This is a genomic window from Gleimia hominis (genome assembly GCF_002871945.2).
GTDB lineage: Bacteria > Actinomycetota > Actinomycetes > Actinomycetales > Actinomycetaceae > Gleimia > Gleimia hominis_A.
On sequence record NZ_CP126963.1, the window covers coordinates 631300 to 649443 of the forward strand.

11 protein-coding genes are annotated in these 18144 nt (G+C 57.6%); 8 read left to right on the plus strand and 3 right to left on the minus strand.

What is annotated here, in order from left to right; translation table 11 throughout:
- Positions 1-80: 80 nt before the first annotated feature.
- The 6 genes from polA to CJ187_RS02875 all read left to right on the plus strand — a co-directional run bounded on the left by polA (position 81) and on the right by CJ187_RS02875 (position 10897).
- On the plus strand, positions 81-2744 hold the full coding sequence (gene polA, locus CJ187_RS02850) for a DNA polymerase I (protein ID WP_102215841.1): 2664 nt from the start codon (positions 81-83) through the stop codon (positions 2742-2744).
- 212 nt (positions 2745-2956) lie between these two features.
- On the plus strand, positions 2957-4405 hold the full coding sequence (gene rpsA, locus CJ187_RS02855; protein ID WP_102215840.1) for a 30S ribosomal protein S1: 1449 nt from the start codon (positions 2957-2959) through the stop codon (positions 4403-4405).
- 99 nt (positions 4406-4504) lie between these two features.
- Complete coding sequence (gene coaE, locus CJ187_RS02860) at positions 4505-5161, plus strand: dephospho-CoA kinase (protein ID WP_102215839.1); 657 nt, start codon at positions 4505-4507, stop codon at positions 5159-5161.
- 54 nt (positions 5162-5215) lie between these two features.
- Entirely contained in the window at positions 5216-7294 is a 2079-nt protein-coding gene (uvrB, locus tag CJ187_RS02865) for an excinuclease ABC subunit UvrB (protein ID WP_102215838.1), read from the plus strand.
- A 156-nt stretch (positions 7295-7450) separates the two neighbouring features.
- Positions 7451-8437 (plus strand): TerC/Alx family metal homeostasis membrane protein, encoded by a 987-nt coding sequence (locus CJ187_RS02870; RefSeq protein WP_102215837.1) that lies wholly within the window; start codon positions 7451-7453, stop codon positions 8435-8437.
- Between the two features lie 84 nt (positions 8438-8521).
- A complete protein-coding gene (locus CJ187_RS02875) occupies positions 8522-10897 on the plus strand; it encodes an HAD-IC family P-type ATPase (protein ID WP_233187286.1) in 2376 nt (791 codons plus the stop codon).
- Between the two features lie 69 nt (positions 10898-10966).
- On the opposite strand, the gene CJ187_RS02880 is transcribed toward CJ187_RS02875, so the two are convergent.
- Positions 10967-11947 (minus strand): bile acid:sodium symporter family protein, encoded by a 981-nt coding sequence (locus CJ187_RS02880; protein ID WP_233187285.1) that lies wholly within the window; start codon positions 11945-11947, stop codon positions 10967-10969.
- A gap of 82 nt (positions 11948-12029) precedes the next feature.
- Here CJ187_RS02880 and CJ187_RS02885 point away from each other — a divergent pair, with 82 nt between their 5' ends.
- Positions 12030-12866, plus strand: a complete 837-nt coding sequence (locus tag CJ187_RS02885; protein ID WP_102215836.1) for an alpha/beta fold hydrolase — start codon at positions 12030-12032, stop codon at positions 12864-12866.
- Between the two features lie 114 nt (positions 12867-12980).
- On the opposite strand, the gene CJ187_RS02890 is transcribed toward CJ187_RS02885, so the two are convergent.
- The gene (locus CJ187_RS02890; RefSeq protein WP_102215835.1) at positions 12981-13310 is read right to left on the minus strand and encodes a YciI family protein; all 330 of its coding nucleotides are present in this window, start codon (positions 13308-13310) and stop codon (positions 12981-12983) included.
- 104 nt (positions 13311-13414) lie between these two features.
- Here CJ187_RS02890 and uvrA point away from each other — a divergent pair, with 104 nt between their 5' ends.
- Positions 13415-16282, plus strand: coding sequence for an excinuclease ABC subunit UvrA (uvrA, locus tag CJ187_RS02895; protein WP_102215834.1), 2868 nt, complete (start codon positions 13415-13417; stop codon positions 16280-16282).
- Here uvrA and CJ187_RS02900 read toward each other — a convergent pair.
- Positions 16279-18075 carry an AMP-dependent synthetase/ligase gene (locus tag CJ187_RS02900; protein WP_146003043.1) on the minus strand — a complete coding sequence of 599 codons (1797 nt, stop codon included), beginning with the start codon at positions 18073-18075 and terminating at the stop codon, positions 16279-16281. The two genes, uvrA and CJ187_RS02900, sit on opposite strands and share 4 nt — an antisense overlap.
- Between the last annotated feature and the right edge of the window lie 69 nt (positions 18076-18144).

Sequence of the window (18144 nt, forward strand, 5' to 3'; positions counted from 1 at the left end):
GGCACTAGGAACTTGGGACTAATCGAACGCGCCGGATAACGAGCGTAGTGAATGAGCGTAGTGAAAGGAATCTCCACTCGATGAGTGAATCGGAACTACTGGTAATAGACGGACACTCGATGGCATTTCGGGCCTTTTACGCGCTCCCCGTGGAGAACTTCACTACCTCCGGCGGGCAGCACACGAACGCGGTCTACGGTTTCGTGTCCATGCTCGTGAAGATGCTGGAAACCCACAAGCCCACTCACCTGGCAGTCGCATTCGACCTCGCCAGCGGATCGTTTCGAAACCAGGAGTACGCAGACTACAAAGCGGGTCGGAAGAAAACTCCCGAAGAGTTCAAAGACCAGGTGCCGTTGATCGAACAGGTGCTCAAAGCGATGGGCATCGCGGTTTTAACGAAAGAGGGATTCGAAGCTGACGACATCCTCGCAACCCTGGCGCGCATGGGGCAAGACCAGGGCGCGCACGTACTCGTGGCATCGGGCGATCGCGACTCGTTCCAGCTGATCACCGACCACGTGCAAGTGATCTACCCGGGGCGGAGCCCATCGGATCTGCGGATCATGGACACGGCCGCGATAGAAGAAAAATACGGGGTGGAACCCGCGCGCTACCCGCACATCGCCGCACTCGTAGGGGAAAAGGCCGACAACCTGCCCGGTGTACCCGGCGTTGGGGAGAAAACTGCGGCTCAGTGGATTCGAAAATACGATGGTCTTGAAGGAGTGCTGGCGAACGCCGACAAAATCGGTGGGAAACGGGGCGAAGCGCTGCGCGAGCATGCGGAGGATGTGAAACGTAACCGGCGGTTAAACCACTTGCGCACCGACGTGGACTTGGGGGTGGATTTGGATGCTCTGCGCCGCCAGCAGGTGGACCACGTAGCTCTCGGTAAACTCTTCGAAAGCCTCCAGTTCCGCACGTTGCGCGACCGGGTGCGAGCCGTTGACGTGGGAGAAGCCAGCGGGGAAAAAGCGCAGCAGAACTCGGCGCCTCAAGAAACCCGTCAGGAAACCCAAGTGCAAACCACCCGTGATATTTCGGTGCAAGAGTGGGCGAAGCAAGTGGAGGCGGCGCGGGGGATTGCTATTGACGTGTTCCCGCACGAACGAAACAAAGAAATCGCGCAAATCGCACTCTACCGCGACAGTCGGGCGCTCGTGCTGGACCCCCTGGAACTGGATGCAAAGCGAGAAAAAGAACTGGGGGCACTACTTGCGTCGGCTCCTCTCACGGTCCGCGGCGCAAAAACCCTGCGGCACCAATTTGCTCAGCGGGGCATGGAGCTTGGCGACGACGTGTTCGACGTGGAATTAGCAGCGTATCTGTGTCAGCCGGGACAGGCGAACTACCGGATCTCCTCGCTCGCCCAAACCTATTTAGATCGGGAAGTCCCGGAACCGGAGGACAGAAAGCAACAACCACTGTTTACGGACACAGCGACGATCGCACAATTGGCATGCGCCGTGTTTGACCTGCGCGACCAGCTGGAACAGTGGTTGGACCAGCGGAACGCGCGCGAGCTCCTCGCGGGTTTGGAAGCGCCCCTGCAACAAGTGCTCTACCAAATGGAAACGCGCGGCATACAGGTCGATCGGCGCGTACTGCAAGACCTGGCGGGGGAGTTAGCGAAAGAAACGCAGCAGGCAGCGCAAGGCGCATACGATGCAATCGGGAAACAAGTCAATCTCTCCAGCCCAAAGCAGCTGCAGACAGTGCTGTTCGAAGATCTGAACATGCCCAAAACCCGCAAGATCAAAACCGGGTACACAACTAACGCGGCGGCCCTCGAGAAACTGTATGCGCAAACCCACCACCCGTTCTTAGAGAACCTGCTGGCGCACCGCGACAAGATTAAACGCCGGCAAACCGTGGATGGGCTGATTGACGCCGTGGCGCCAGATGGGCGGATCCACACGACTTTCCAACAAACCGCGGCTGCGACAGGCCGGCTGGCTTCGTCGGATCCGAACCTGCAGAACATCCCGGCCCGCACCAGTGAAGGCATGCGGATTCGGGAAGCGTTCGTCCCCGGCCAAGATTACGATCTGCTGGTAACCGCCGATTACTCGCAGATTGAAATGCGGATAATGGCGCACTTGTCTAGAGATTCCGCGTTGATTGAGGCATTCAAATCCGGTGAGGACCTACACAAAACCATGGCTGCGATGGTGTTTCACGTGCCGGTTGAGGACGTGGATCAACACTTGCGGTCGCGAATCAAAGCCACGTCCTACGGGTTGGCGTACGGCTTGTCTGCCTACGGTCTGTCACAGCAGTTAGGTACGAGCGTAAATGAGGCGCGTGCGCTGCGCGAACAGTATTTCGAACGGTTCGGAGGGGTACAGGACTTCCTTCAAGCCATCGTGCAGCAAGCACGGCACACGGGGTACACCGAGACGATCATGGGGAGGCGCAGGTACTTCCCAGACCTGAACTCCACGAACCGGCAGCGGCGCGAAATTGCGGAACGCGCTGCCCTCAACGCTCCCATTCAAGGGTCGGCCGCCGACATCATTAAAGTCGCGATGCTGAACGTAGAAAAGGCATTGGCGGAAGCTGGTTTGCGTGCCCGCATGCTCCTGCAAGTTCATGACGAACTCGTGCTCGAAGTGGGGGAAACCGAGGTTGACCAGGTCGAATCCATACTGCGCGAGCAGATGGGCAGTGCCGGCCACTTGGATGTTCCTCTGGACGTGTCAGTCGGGGTGGGGACCTCATGGAGAACAGCCGCACACTAAAAAACAGTAAAATGCGACCAATCTCTCTTTCTGAATAGGGGGATACGGCTAGTAATTGCGGGCCTGTTACCTGATAGTATCGGCATTGTGTGTCTGACACCCTGCTCTCCCAGCTGGGAAATATCCAATGGATATGCACCCCATAACAGGTGTGAGGCACGCATGTACTTTGTCCGATAACTACTATAAGCAAATTTGGGGAACATAAATATATGACCACCTCTACGCCCCAGCAGCCCGAGCAGGTTGCCGTAAACGACATTGGATCCGAAGAGGATCTACTCGCCGCAGTCGACGAGACCATTAAATACTTCAAAGAAGGCGACATCGTCGAAGGTACAGTCGTCAAGGTCGACCGTGACGAAGTCCTGCTCGACATCGGTTACAAAACCGAAGGCGTTATTCTTTCACGCGAACTTTCCATCAAACACGACGTCGACCCAGACGACGTGGTTGAAGTTGGAGACACGACCGAAGCGCTAGTCCTACAAATGGAGGACAAGGAAGGCCGCCTACTTCTTTCGAAGAAGCGCGCCCAATACGAACGTGCCTGGGGCACCATTGAGAACATCAAGGAAGAGGACGGGGTTGTTACCGGCACCGTCATCGAGGTTGTTAAAGGTGGTCTGATCCTAGACATCGGTCTGCGCGGCTTCCTCCCGGCTTCACTGGTTGAAATGCGTCGCGTGCGCGACCTGCAGCCTTACATTGGGCGTGAACTCGAAGCGAAAATCATTGAGCTCGACAAGAACCGCAACAACGTTGTTCTTTCGCGCCGCGCATGGCTCGAGCAGACCCAGTCTGAGGTTCGCACAAACTTCCTCAACACCTTGCAAAAAGGTCAAATCCGCACCGGTGTCATCTCCTCGATCGTCAACTTCGGTGCGTTCGTGGACCTGGGTGGCGTAGACGGCCTGGTACACGTATCCGAACTGTCCTGGAAGCACATCGACCACCCGTCTGAAGTGGTTGAGGTAGGCGACGAGGTTACCGTGGAGGTTCTGGATGTGGACATGAACCGCGAACGCGTTTCACTGTCCCTGAAGGCCACGCAAGAGGATCCGTGGCAGGTATTTGCCCGCACCCACGCGATCGGCCAGGTTGTGCCCGGTAAGGTCACGAAGCTGGTTCCGTTCGGCGCGTTCGTCCGCGTGGAAGACGGAATCGAAGGCCTGGTGCACATTTCCGAGTTGGCCCAGCGCCACATCGATACGCCAGAGCAGGTCGTTAAGGTTGGCAACGAAGTGTTCGTCAAGATCATTGACATCGACTTGGAACGCCGCCGCATCTCCCTGTCACTCAAGCAGGCGAACGAGGGCATCGACCCGAACTCGGAGGACTTCGACCCGTCACTGTACGGTATGGCCGCAGAATACGACGAGAACGGCGAGTACAAGTACCCCGAAGGCTTCGACCCCGAAACCCAGGAATGGATGGAAGGTTACGAAGAGCAGCGAGACGCTTGGGAAGAACAGTACGCGCAGGCACACGCCCGGTGGGAAGCCCACAAGGCACAGGTGGCGCGCGCACTCGAAGAAGACGCAGAAGCAGCGCCTTCGATCGAGGACACGGCGTCCTACTCCACTCCCGTGGAATCTTCCGGCACGCTCGCTTCCGACGAAGCACTCGCAGCGCTGCGTGAGAAGTTGACGAACAACTAACCCGCGCACTTAGCGAAATAAGCACGAGTGGGCTCAGCCAGTGGCTGAGCCCACTTATGCTATAGACACACTTGACCAATGATCTGAAAGGGCACGCGCATGCTAATCAAACTGCGACCACTGCCACCAGCTGCAAGCAAGTGGGTCTACCGAGTGGGGATCACCGGGGGAATAGGAAGCGGTAAGTCCACGTTCACAAGTGCGCTGCTCAGCTTAGGGGAAGTTGTGGCGGATGCGGACCAGATTGCACGCGAGATAGTCGGGCCCGGTGAGCCGGCGTTGGCTCAGATTGAGCACCGGTTCGGAGCAGCGGTGATTGCCCCCAATGGGCAACTTGACCGCGCGCGGTTGGCGGAAATAGTTTTTGCAAATCCCACAGCCCGCGCGGATCTCAACGCCATCACGCACCCACTGATCCACGCGCGGGCACAAGCACTCATGGCGAACGCACCGGGTCGCTACGCATTCTACGACGCGCCGGTGCTCATAGAATCCGGCGGGGTAAACAACGTGGATGCGGTCGTGGTGATTACCGCGCCGCTACAGAAACGGGCGGCGTGGGTGCAGCACGAGCGGGGAGTAAGCCGGGAGGAGTTCGACGCTCGGATCCGCGCGCAACTAAGCGATCAAGAACGCCTCGACCACGCCCACATAGAAGTGCGCAACAACGCGACCGCAAGCAAACTGCGCGAAGACGCGCACCGCCTCACGGAACTGCTCGATACGCACCTGGAAATCGCAGACCAAACGGTTTAACGCGGGAAGCGAACGCGCGTGGCGAAAACCCGGTAGGCACGTAGACTAGCGGGTATGGATAGCCCTATTGTGCGCCAAGAAGCAGCGTTCGAAGTCGTTTCCGAATTCAGCCCCTCCGGGGACCAGCCTAGCGCGATCGCACAGTTGCGAGACCGGATTAATGCGGGTGAAAAAGACGTGGTTCTGCTGGGAGCAACGGGCACGGGTAAGTCCGCGACTGCAGCGTGGACAATCGAACAGATCCAACGCCCCACGCTGGTGATGGCGCCCAATAAGACACTGGCGGCGCAACTGGCGGCGGAACTGCGGGAACTACTACCCCATAACGCGGTTGAATACTTCGTGTCCTACTACGACTACTACCAGCCGGAAGCCTATGTGCCGCAAACGGATACGTATATAGAAAAAGACTCGTCTATTAACGACGAGGTGGAACGTTTGCGCCACTCCGCCACTAATAGTTTGTTGACTCGCCGTGACACCGTGGTGGTTGCGTCCGTGTCCTGCATTTACGGCCTCGGGACCCCCGAGGAATACGTGGCGCGCATGGTGGAACTGCAGGTGGGGATGGAAATTGACCGCAATGAGCTGCTGCGCCAGTTCGTCGCCATGCAATACACCCGCAACGATGTGGCGTTCACGCGGGGCACGTTCCGCGTGCGTGGGGACACGATCGAAATCATTCCCGTGTATGAGGAACTTGCAATCCGCATCGAAATGTTCGGCGACGAGATTGAGAACCTCGCGGTGCTGCATCCGCTGACGGGGAATTTGATTCGCGAGGTGGACCACGCATTCTTGTTCCCCGCATCCCACTACGTGGCGGGGGAGGAACGGATGAAGCACGCGATCGAGTCGATTGAAGCGGAGCTGGATGAGCGGGTGGCGTGGTTTAAGAAGCAAAATAAGTTGCTTGAGGCGCAGCGCCTGCAGATGCGCACCACGTACGACCTGGAGATGATGAGGGAGATTGGCTCTTGTTCGGGGATTGAGAACTATTCGCGGCACATCGACGGGCGTGGGCCAGGGACCCCACCGCACACCCTCCTTGATTACTTCCCGGACGACTTCGTGCTCGTAATCGACGAATCGCACGTTACGGTACCGCAAATCGGGGCGATGTACGAAGGGGACATGTCGCGTAAACGCACGCTCGTGGACCACGGTTTCCGCTTACCATCGGCGATGGATAACCGGCCCCTAAAGTGGGATGAGTTCTTGGAACGCATCGGCCAAACCATCTACATGTCGGCAACGCCCGGCCCGTACGAGTTGGAGCAATCGCACGGAGTGGTGGAGCAAATTATCCGCCCAACTGGTCTGGTAGACCCGAAAGTGATTGTGAAACCCACGGAGGGGCAAATCGATGACCTCATGGATGAAATTAACCAGCGGGTGGAACGGAACGAACGGGTTTTGGTAACTACCCTCACGAAAAAAATGGCGGAAGAACTGACAGACTACCTGCTGGCGCGCGATATCCGCGTGGAATACCTGCATTCTGACGTGGATACGCTCCGGCGGGTGGAGCTGCTGCGGGAACTGCGCATGGGGAAGTTCGACGTGTTGGTGGGGATTAACTTGCTGCGTGAGGGACTGGACTTGCCGGAAGTGTCACTGGTGGCAATTTTGGATGCGGACAAAGAGGGGTTCTTGCGCTCCACCACGTCCCTGATTCAAACCATTGGACGTGCTGCCAGGAACGTGGATGGGCAGGTGCATATGTACGCGGACCACATTACGGAGTCCATGCGGTACGCGATCGATGAAACGCAGCGCCGGCGCGAGAAGCAGATAGCGTACAACAAGGAACACGGGGTGGATCCGCAGCCGCTGCGGAAAAAGATCCAGGATGTCACCGACATGCTTGCCCGCGAGGATATTGATACGGAGGAACTGCTTTCCGGTGGGTACCGTAAGCCGGTTACGGATGCGGATAAGGGCCTTGAGGGACTGTCGACGCGCGCCCAACTGGCAGGTGCTGCGGAGGCCGACCTGGAGGGGCTGATTGACCAGCTCACCCAGCAGATGCACGCCGCAGCGGAAGACCTCCAGTTTGAGGTTGCAGCGCGGTTGCGCGACGAACTATCGGAACTAAAACAGGAGCTGCGGCAGATGCGGGCCGCTAACTAAAGCCCGGTCACAGCTTTTGTGTGGGCACCCGCTGGGTCTGAACGCCGGCTCGCCAACTACCTCACACTATGTTGTTGCTGCGGGCGCAACCTGGGCCGATTAAACTGGGTGCGCTATTGTTAAAACTGCAGATAATCCATTGAAGGGACCATCGTTTTGGACGTCCATCTTCTCGGCTGGCTCGGACTAGCGGCCGTAGTCGTAGCGCTGGTGGCGGTAGACATTTTTGGGCACGTGCGCACCCCGCACGAACCCACCCTAAAAGAAGCCGCTAAGTGGAGCGCCGGATACATTGCTTTAGCGTTAGCATTTGGCCTTCTGATCTGGGGGATTTGGGGGCTGAAGTACGCGGGGGAGTACTGGGCGGGGTGGATCACCGAGTGGTCCCTTTCGCTCGACAACCTGTTCGTGTTCATCATAATTATTGGCGCATTCCGCGTCCCCAGGGCATTCCAACAGAAAGTGCTGCTGTCCGGTATCGTCATTGCGCTCGTGTTGCGGCTCGTATTTATCCTCATTGGGGGCGCGATTATTGCGCGGTGGGCGTGGATTTTCTACATTTTTGGCCTGTGGTTGCTTTACACAGCGTACACGCAGGTGCGCGATGGGTTGCAAGATGATGAGGCAGACGCGGAGTATACTGAACCGAAGTTCGTGACCCTCATGCGGAAGGTGTTTCCGGTTACCGACGGGTTCGTGTCCGACAAACTTTTGCATCGGCATGCGGGCCGCACATATATTACGCCCCTGTTGCTCGTGATCGTCGCGCTCGGGTCCGCGGACCTCATGTTCGCGTTCGATTCGATTCCCGCGATTTTCGGGTTAACGCGTGAACCGTTCATCGTGTTTGCCGCCAACGCGTTTGCTCTGCTTGGGTTACGGCAACTGTACTTTTTGATCGATGGCCTGTTAGAAAAACTCGTCTACCTCCACTTTGGTTTAGCTGCGATCCTCGCGTTCATTGGGGTGAAACTGATTTTGCACGCTATGCACGAGAATACGTTTAGTTTCTTAAACGGCGGCCAGGGGTTCGACGTTCCCGAAATCGGCATCCCCGGTTCTTTAGGCTTCATTATCTTCACCCTGGTAGTTACCGTAGTCGCATCCATTTGGAAGTCCCGCAAAGACAAGTCACGTTCGTAGCGAATAAACCGGTTTTCCTTTTGATTTTGCTTGAGGGCAGGTCGGGTTCTCCTCGCGTGGTTAGATACCGCTAAGCTAGTGCGTGTGAAAGATGTTAGTGCCATTTCTACGTACGCAGAATCTGGGTTAACAACCGCGCAAGTGAAGCAGGCGCAAGAGCGCGGTGAGTCGAACCGGATGAACACGCGCTCATCGCGGTCGTTCAAAGCGATTTTGCGGACCAACTTGCTGACCATTTTTAACGCGATCTTGGTTTCTTGCATGGTTGTTGTGCTGCTGGTGGGGCAGTGGCAAGACGCCGTGTTCGGCGTGGTAATGGTTGCAAATATCCTCATTGGAACGGGTTCGGAGCTGCGGGCAAAACGCACACTAGACAAGTTGGCGATACTTCAATCCCCGAAAACAGTGGTGGTGCGCGATGGAAAAGCGCAGGAGGTTCCATCGTCGGACGTGGTCACGCAGGACGTGATTTGTTTGAACGCCGGCGACCAGGTGGTTGCGGACGGTGAGGTGCGCCACGGTGCGGGCCTGCGGGTGGATGAATCCATGCTTACGGGCGAGTCCGTGCCCGTAGCGAAACAGGCGGGAGATTCGCTCATGTCTGGCACGACTATCGTGGCGGGCAACGGGGTGTTCCAAGCAACCGCCGTGGGCCGGGATGCGTACGCGGGGCAGTTAACAGCGGAGGCGAAGCAGTTCACTCGCGCTCGTTCAGAGATTGCCGAGGGCATCGATCGGGTGTTGAAATGGATCTCCTGGGTGATCGTGCCGATGGTGTGCCTGCTGGTGTGGTCGCAGCTGCGAAGTGCGGAGGGCGTGTCGTGGCAGCACGCCGTGGTCTTGGCGATCGCGGGGGTGGTAGGCATGATTCCGCAGGGATTGGTGCTGCTTACCTCAATGAACTTCGCGTTGGCGTCCGCGCAGTTGGCTCGTCAAAACGTACTGGTTCAAGAGTTGAATGCAGTGGAGGTGCTGGCCCGGGTTGACCGGTTGTGTTTGGACAAAACCGGAACACTCACCACGGGGACAATGACGGTCACCGAAATGAACCACTATGTGGATGATGACCAGGCGGGCCGCCGCGCATTGGCGTACTTAGTGAGCGACGGTGGAAATGACACCGCCCGGGCCGTTAAATCCGCTCTAGAAGACGTTTCCCCGTCGGATCCGGACCGGTATGTCGCGTTCGATTCGTCTCGCAAGTGGTCTGCTATGCTAGATCCTGAGGGAACCTGGTTTTTCGGTGCGCCCGAGATTCTGCTGAAGCAGGCTAGGGGAGAGGCCGCGCAGCAAGCCCGCGAACAAGTCGATGAATGCGCTAAGCAGGGAGCGCGCGTGGTTTGCCTAGTGCATTCGAAGCAGCCACTTAACGAAGACGAACCAGAGCTGGCAGACGATCTTGCGCCGGTTCTGCTGGTGGTGTTGCAAGAGGAAATCCGCTCGGATGCCGAAGAAACGCTGCAGTACTTTAGGGAACAAGAAGTGGGGCTAAAGGTCATCTCCGGGGACAACCCCACCACTGTGGGAGCGTTGGCGCAGCGGGTGAAGTTATGTGGAGATCGGCAGGTGCGGACGTTTGACGCCCGCGAGTTCCCGCAAGACGAAGCTGAAGCCCGCCGCGTGTGTCAAGATTACGACGTGTTTGGCCGCGTCACCCCGGATGTGAAACGCAAAATGGTGAAGGCTCTGCAAGCTGATGGGCATACGGTGGCGATGACGGGTGATGGGGTGAACGACGTTTTGGCGCTGAAAGCTGCAGACCTGGGGATCGCAATGGGGTCGGGCACCACGGCTACAAAAGCAGTGGCGAAAGTGGTGTTGGTTGATGGGAAGTTCTCTAAACTCCCGGGAGTGGTTGCGCAAGGTCGGCGCATTATCGCGAACATGGAGCGCGTCTCGTCCCTGTTCTTAACCAAGACCTTTTACGTTGCCGCTATCTCCGCGGTGGTTGCCCTCATGGCGTGGCGGTTCCCGTTTTTGCCGCGGCAAATGACGATCATCTCCAGCCTCACAATCGGCATTCCCTCATTCTTCTTGGCACTCGCACCCAACAAGCGCCGCTACACACCCGGGTTCTTGCAACGCACCCTGGCATTGGCCGTGCCTTCAGCCGTAGTGATTGGCATTACCGCCCTGGTGATATACCGGCTTTGCGGTGAAACCAGGGAGGAATCGTCAACAGCTGCGACCCTCGCGGTGGTTATTGGTGGCCTCTACCTACTTGGCATCTTGTCGCGGCCCCTAGTGCCGTGGCGCATCGCGCTTTTGACCACCATGGCGGGTTTAGCGGTAGTTACCGTAATGACTCCGATGCTGCGCACCTTCTTCGCACTGCAGTGGCCGTCGGGGTGGACGTGGCTGATAATCGCCCTTGCCGGCATCGTGCAGGCACTGCTTTTAGAGGGGATTCACCGAACCCACGACCGAGCGTACGGTACCGTGACGCGCATTGTTCGGTGACCGAGTTCATTGCGAACTTGGCCGGTTCAGTAACCTGGGTTAAGCAGGATTGGGCGTTACGTCAGTGACCTACCAGGTGGATGTGTCCTCTGCATTACCAGCGGCGAGGTGGCGTGACAGCACGGCTGCGACCATGAGCTGCAGCTGGTGGAAAACGATGACCGGGATCGTCACTTGCGCAACGATGTGCGGGGGGAAGATGATCGCCGCCATCGGCAGGCCGGTGGCTAGGGATTTCTTGGAACCGCACATGAGTAACGCGATGTTGTCGGGCCGGGACAGTTTCAAGAAACGGCCCGCCCGCCAGGTTGCCGACATGACGATAGCCAGGATTATTGCGGCTGCGATGATGAGCATGATCGCGTCTTTCCACGACACAGTGGCCCACAATCCGCGCGCAGTAGCACCGGCAATACCTGCGGCGACGACAATCAGAATGGTGCCGCGGTCAACTACTTTGGTTAGCCACTTTGAGCGTCGGACCCAGTTCCCAAGTTTTGGTTGCAGCAGTTGGCCGATAATGAAAGGGATCAGCAACTGGATTAGAACGTTGACTATCGAGTCGCTGCCCACCCCCGTTTTCGCTCCCATCATGAGCATGACCAGCAGTGGTGTAATGACCATGCCGATAATATTAGACACGGTCGCGGAGCAGACCGCGCCCGCCACGTTCCCTCCGGCAATCGATGTGAACGACACGGAGGACTGGACGGTCGAAGGCAGCAGTGTCATGTACAGTACCCCCAGGGCGAACGTGGGGCCCAGCAGTGCCTCGTGCCTCAAAAGTGGATAAAGTGCCCACCCCAACAGGGGAATGAACACGAACGTGGAAAACATTACTGTCCCTTGAAGTTTGAGATTTTTTAATCCTTCCCAAACTTCAGAGGTGCGAAGCCGCATTCCATATACGAGAAACAGGGCCATTACCGCCACTTTGCCCGCTATTTCAAGAGCTTTGATCCACCCGGAGGGAATTGGAATCAAAATTCCCAGCACCAGAATGGTCACTAGGGAGACAACAAACGGGTCGATATAACGCGATAACTTCACTTTTGTCACCATAGCAAAGTTCCCCCGATTTACCATGAGGGTTGGCATGGGGCACCGCGGCTTTAAGTGCTAGCGTAAAGGCATGGATACAAATCTTTCTTGCGACATTAAGGGACACCCGGAAGCACCGGTGCTACTACTGGGGTCAGCGCTTGGATCTGACCGGCACATGTGGGACGACGTGATGCCGGCGCTCACCAAGTTCCGCGTGGTTCGCTACGATCTACCCGGGCACGGCCTGTCCCCACTTCTGGATGTCGATGGACCTGCCCAGGTTGAGGACCTTGGGCGCGCGATATTGAAAATGTTGGACGACGTGGGGGTAGACACGTTCCACGCGGCTGGGTTGTCGCTGGGTGGAATGCTCAGTTTGTGGCTCGCAATAAACGCGCCCCAGCGGGTTAAATCAGTAACCATGCTGTCGTCGGGGCCGGTGTTGGAACCGTCGAGCGCGTGGGAGGAAAAGGCGGCGGCCGTGCGGTCGAATGGCACGCAGTCACTGGTGGATGCCACGATGCAACGCTGGTTCACTCCCCAGTTCCTCGCCCAGCGTGGCCCGCGCGTGCAGCGCACCCGCAACACGTTCATATCCTGCGCTGACGAGGGGTACGCGCAGTGCTGCGAGGTGATCGCTTCGATGGATAACCGCGATGGCGCAGCAACGCTGGCGCAACCGTTGAATATAATTTGTGCAACGCACGATCAGACACTACCACCAGACGAGGCCCAAGAGTTCGCGAAAACGGTTAGAAACGGTGGTAACGACGCTGTGACCGTGCAGGAGATTACGGATGCGGCTCACATGAGTGCGGTGGAACGTCCCGATGAAGTCCGCGTGGCGCTCAGCCAGGCGATGGCACAGGTAAAACCGTTTCGCTTCAAGTTCGGAGCCACTAAACTCAGCTACGGCATGAAGTAGTTGCCAAGCTAATTTTTCAACCAGAGAGGTCCCCGCGTCTTCGGAAGCGGGGACCTCGTGCTAACCACAGTGCCTACACCTAGTGGGCCAGCGAATCAGAGTAGCGGCCGAGGATCAGGGGTTGGGCTGTGGAAAGTCAGCGGGAGTTTCAAACTTCTCCGCCATATCGCCAATCGTGGGTTCCCATTCGCGGATAATTATGCGCCGCACCAAGCCCTGTGAGAAGAACGGGTCTTTTTCCAGTAGCTCTTGCGCTTCCCGCGCAGTCGCAGTGTGCATGAGCAGGAGCGCGCCGGCGAACGTGGCGTCGCGCAAGTGCCCGGAAGAAATGAGTTTCCCCTGCGCATTCAGCCCACGCAGATAGCTGCGGTGCGAGTGGCGCAGTTCGTTCAAAAATGTTTGCGTCGATGGTTCGTATTCGTAGGTGACAGCATAAATCGGCATATAACCAGTATCCTCCTGAAATCGTTAATTTTCTAGGTCTTTAGTGAGGATTCTCAATCGAACAGTTGTGCGACAGTTTGCGATGATGCTCTAGAGTGGGTGATGTGCATGAGAATCTTGTAGTCCGCGGAGCCCGTCAACATAACTTGAAGAGCGTTAATGTCGATTTGCCGCGCGACAAAATGGTGGTGTTCACCGGTTTGTCTGGGTCAGGTAAGTCCTCACTTGCGTTTGACACGATTTTCGCTGAGGGGCAGCGGCGGTATGTGGAATCTTTGTCGTCATATGCCCGCCAGTTCTTGGGGCAAATGGACAAGCCGGACGTAGATTTCATTGAGGGTCTTTCGCCCGCTGTTTCGATTGATCAAAAGTCCACGTCCCGCAACCCGCGGTCCACGGTGGGGACGATTACGGAGATTCACGATTACTTGCGGTTGCTCTACGCGCGGGCTGGGATTCAGCACTGCCCGGTGTGTGGGGAAGAGATCGTGTCGCAAACCCCGCAGCAGATTGTGGACGCGGTAATGGAGTTTCCGCAGCGCACCCGGTTTATTGTGCGTGCGCCCATGGTGCGTGGCCGCAAGGGCGAGTACCAGGATTTGTTTGAGGAGCTGCGCGAAAAAGGGTTCGCCCGCGTGGTGGTCGATGGGGAACAGTTCCGGCTCGATGACGTGCCGGTTTTGGAGAAGAAGCTGCGTCACGATATTGACGTGGTAGTGGACCGCCTAGTTATTCGCGAGGGGATTCACCAGCGGCTAACGGATTCGGTGGAAACAGCGCTCGGTTTAACGAACGGGATCGTGGTGGTTGAACGCGTGGACCTGCCCGAAGATGATCCGGCGCGGTCGCGTCGGTTTTCGGAAAAACGCGCTTGCCCCAATAACCATGAGTTGACGCTGGAGGAGATTGAGCCACGCACGTTCTCATTCAACGCTCCATACGGGGCGTGCCCCACGTGTTCCGGAATTGGTTCGCGGTTGGAAGTGGATGAAGACCTAGTGGTGCCCGATAAGGAACTGTCATTAGCCGAAGGCGCGGTTGCGGTGTGGACGGCGAACAACAAGTACCACCGCAATCTGTTGAAGGGCTTGGCGAAACAGTTAGATTTTTCTATGGATACGCCGTGGAAAGATCTGCCGAAGAAGATTCAAAAAGCGGTGTTGCACGGGCGTGACTACAAGGTACACGTGCGGTACCGCAACCGGTGGGGGCGTGAACGCTCCTACACGACGGGCTTCGAAGGCGCAGTACAGTACATTGAACGCAAACGGGAAGAAACTGAGTCAGAAAACCAGTTGGACCGGTTGAACTCGTACATGCGGGAAGTTCCGTGCACCAAGTGTCACGGGGCCCGGTTAAAACCTGAGGTTCTGGCCGTCACGGTTGGGGGAGTTTCAATCGCGCAGCTATCAGACCTGTCTATTGCGCGGGCGCACGAACTGCTGTCTACCCTCAAGCTAGAAGGGGCGGCGGCGAAAATTGCCAAACCCGTGTTGACAGAAGTACTGGTGCGCATGCAATTCCTGTTGGACGTGGGGCTGAACTATCTCACGCTTTCACGCGCGGCCGGAACCCTGTCTGGCGGGGAAGCGCAACGAATCCGACTGGCAACGCAGATAGGTTCGGGCCTGGTGGGGGTGCTATACGTGCTCGACGAACCGTCAATCGGTTTGCATCAGCGCGACAACCGGCGCCTGATCGACACGCTCCTGCACCTGCGCGACCTGGGGAACACCTTGATCGTGGTGGAGCACGACGAAGAAACGATTGAATCTGCCGACTGGATCGTGGACATTGGGCCGCGAGCGGGTGAAGAGGGAGGCGAAATCATCCACTCCGGCACGGTCGCGGCGCTGAAGAAAAACACTCAATCGTTAACGGGGGACTACCTGTCGGGGCGGAAGGCGATTGCCGTGCCGTCAAAACGGCGGCCGGTGAACAAGAAACAAATGATCACCGTAAAGGGAGCGCGGGAGAACAACCTGCGCAACATTACCGTTAAGTTCCCCCGCGGCGTGTTCATCTCTGTCACGGGCGTATCTGGGTCCGGGAAGTCAACGCTCGTGAACTCCATTTTGTACCGTTCACTCGCGACGCGGCTGAACCGGGCACAGCTCGTACCGGGCCGGCACACGTCCGTGACCGGCACGGAAGACCTGGACAAAGTGGTGCACGTGGACCAGTCTCCAATCGGGCGCACTCCGCGTTCAAACCCCGCGACGTACACCGGCGTGTGGGACCACGTGCGGCAACTGTTCGCACAAACCCCGGAGGCCCAAGTGCGTGGGTACACGCCGGGCCGCTTCTCATTCAATGTCAAAGGCGGTCGGTGTGAGGCATGCAAAGGTGACGGTACCCTCAAGATAGAAATGAACTTCCTACCCGACGTGTACGTGCCGTGCGAGGTATGCCACGGTAAACGCTACAACCGAGAGACGCTGGAGATCTTGTACAAGGGCAAGACCGTGTCTGACATTTTGGAAATGCCAATCGCGCAGGCCGCGGAGTTTTTTGCCCCGATCCAAAAGATCGCGCGGCACCTCAACACTCTCGTGGAAGTCGGGTTGGGATACGTGCGTTTAGGCCAGTCTGCAACTACCCTGTCGGGCGGTGAGGCTCAGCGCGTAAAGTTGGCGTCGGAGCTGCAGCGGCGTTCCCGTGGGCGTTCCGTGTACGTGCTGGACGAACCCACCACCGGTTTGCACTCCGAGGACATCCGCAAGCTCCTGTTGGTATTGCAGGGCCTGGTGGATAAGGGCAATACCGTGATCGTAATCGAACACAACCTGGACATTATTAAGTCCACGGACTGGGTAATCGACATGGGGCCAGAAGGTGGTGAAGGTGGGGGCACCGTAATCGCGCAGGGTACCCCCGAGGACGTGTCCACCGTTGCCGCGTCCTACACCGGGCAATACCTAAAGAAAGTGCTGGCTAGTTCACCCGTTGAGGAACGCGAGTCAATCGACTAGTCGTCTTCCTCGTTGTACAGCGCGTCGATTTCGTTTGCGAAGTCACGGGTGATTACGTTGCGTTTGATTTTCAGTGAGGGCGTGAGGTACCCGTTGTCGACCGTGAACTGCGCGTTGATGATGCGGAACCGGCGGATTGACTCCGCGCGGGACACCGCTTTGTTAGCGCGTTTAATGGCGCGGTCCAAGGAGGCCCGCACGTTCGGGTCGTGCGTGGCTGCGATCGGGGAGATGGGGTCTAGCCCATGGTTTTCCAGCCAGGTTGGGAGCATTTCTTCATCCAGCGTAATTAGGGCTCCGATGTAGGGGCGTTTCTCACCGACCACCACCACGTGGGCGATGAGAGGGTGGGTTATCAACGCGTCCTCCAGCACGGCCGGGGACACGTTCTTCCCACCCGCCGTGACGATGAGGTCTTTCATCCGCCCCGTAATGGTGAGGTTCCCACGCTCATCTAACGTGCCGAGGTCACCGGTGTGGAACCACCCGTCTTGAAGTGCCTCTTGGGTCTGTTCTGGGTCGTCGAGGTACCCGTGGAACACCACGTCGCCACGCACGCACACTTCTCCGTCGGAGCTGATGCGCAGTTCGTTGCCTGGCAGAGCCGAACCAACGGATTCCATGGGGGTCGTGACGGGGTCTGAGAGGGTGGCGGGGCCGGTAGTTTCCGATAGTCCCCAGCCTTGCAAAATCTCGATGCCGAGGCCGTGAAAGAAGTGCCCTAAATCGGAAGACAGGGGGGCGCCACCAATCACCATGTACTGCATTGGGCCGAGCACATCCGTCACCCGGTGGAGCACCAGGCGGTGGGCGAGCGCTTTTTCGGCACGCAGACGCGCCGATGGGCCCAGGCGGGTGTGCTGTGCTTTCGAGAACGCGATGGCGCGCGACGCCGCCCAGCGGAACAGTTTTAGACGCAAACCCTTGCCGGCTTTCGCTTCCGCAGCATTATAGATTTTTTCGAGCACGCGTGGGACCAAGAGGAGGGCAGATGGTTTAAGGCTCTCCATGTCCGTGAGGAGGTTCTTCGTGTCGGGGCTGTGAGCGACCACGGCGGGGCCGGCTAGAACCGCGTATTGCACAAAGCGGGCGAGCACATGCGCGAGCGGGAGAAAGAGCAGCAAACTCTGATTCGGGTCGCCGATCGCATAAGGAATCCGCTCGTGGATCGCGTAGATCGTATCGACGAAGTTGCGGTGCCTTAGAATCGCGCCTTTCGGCTTACCGGTGGTGCCAGAGGTGAATATGATCGTCGCGATGTCATCAATTTGTGGCTGCGACTGCGCCGTGGTGAGCTGATTTTCGTCTACGTGAGCGCCCGCGTCAATGAGGGTTTGTAGGCCGTCTGATTCGAGGGTGAGGAACTGTTTCACAGTGGGGGCGCACGCGTGTTCCAGCAGTTCATAGCGTTGAATCGTGTCACAGATCGCCATTTGAATGTGTGCTTTACGGGTAATCCACGTGATTTGCTCAGCGGAGTCTGAATCGTAAATCGGAACGATGACGATACCCAGGGAGGACGCCGCGTAGTCGAGCAGCATCCATTCGTATGAAGTGGATGCCATGATCGCCACCCGATCACCTTTTTTCAGGCCCATCCCGAGGAAACCGCGGGCACACTCATCGATTTCGTTGAGCAGTTGCCGCGCGGTAACCCCGGTCCAACCGCCCACGCCACGGCGCCGGCGGACAGCAACCTGGTTCGGTGATTTACGCGCGCGTTTAACCATGAAATCGTAAACGGTGCATTCACTGCGGTTAGGGTGCGAACGGTTGCGTCCACGAAACAACACCACGGTCTCCTTCAAAACAATAGTCGAGTGTAACTTAACAATAGTTGATGAAACGCCTTGAGGTTAAAC

Excerpts from the sequence above, each read along its gene's own strand:
- polA (WP_102215841.1), top strand. The coding sequence starts at position 81 with ATGAGTGAATCGGAACTACTGGTAATAGACGGACACTCGATGGCATTT.
- rpsA (WP_102215840.1), top strand. The coding sequence starts at position 2,957 with ATGACCACCTCTACGCCCCAGCAGCCCGAGCAGGTTGCCGTAAACGAC.
- coaE (WP_102215839.1), top strand. The coding sequence starts at position 4,505 with ATGCTAATCAAACTGCGACCACTGCCACCAGCTGCAAGCAAGTGGGTC.
- uvrB (WP_102215838.1), top strand. The coding sequence starts at position 5,216 with ATGGATAGCCCTATTGTGCGCCAAGAAGCAGCGTTCGAAGTCGTTTCC.
- CJ187_RS02885 (WP_102215836.1), top strand. The coding sequence starts at position 12,030 with ATGGATACAAATCTTTCTTGCGACATTAAGGGACACCCGGAAGCACCG.
- CJ187_RS02890 (WP_102215835.1), bottom strand. The coding sequence starts at position 13,310 with ATGCCGATTTATGCTGTCACCTACGAATACGAACCATCGACGCAAACA.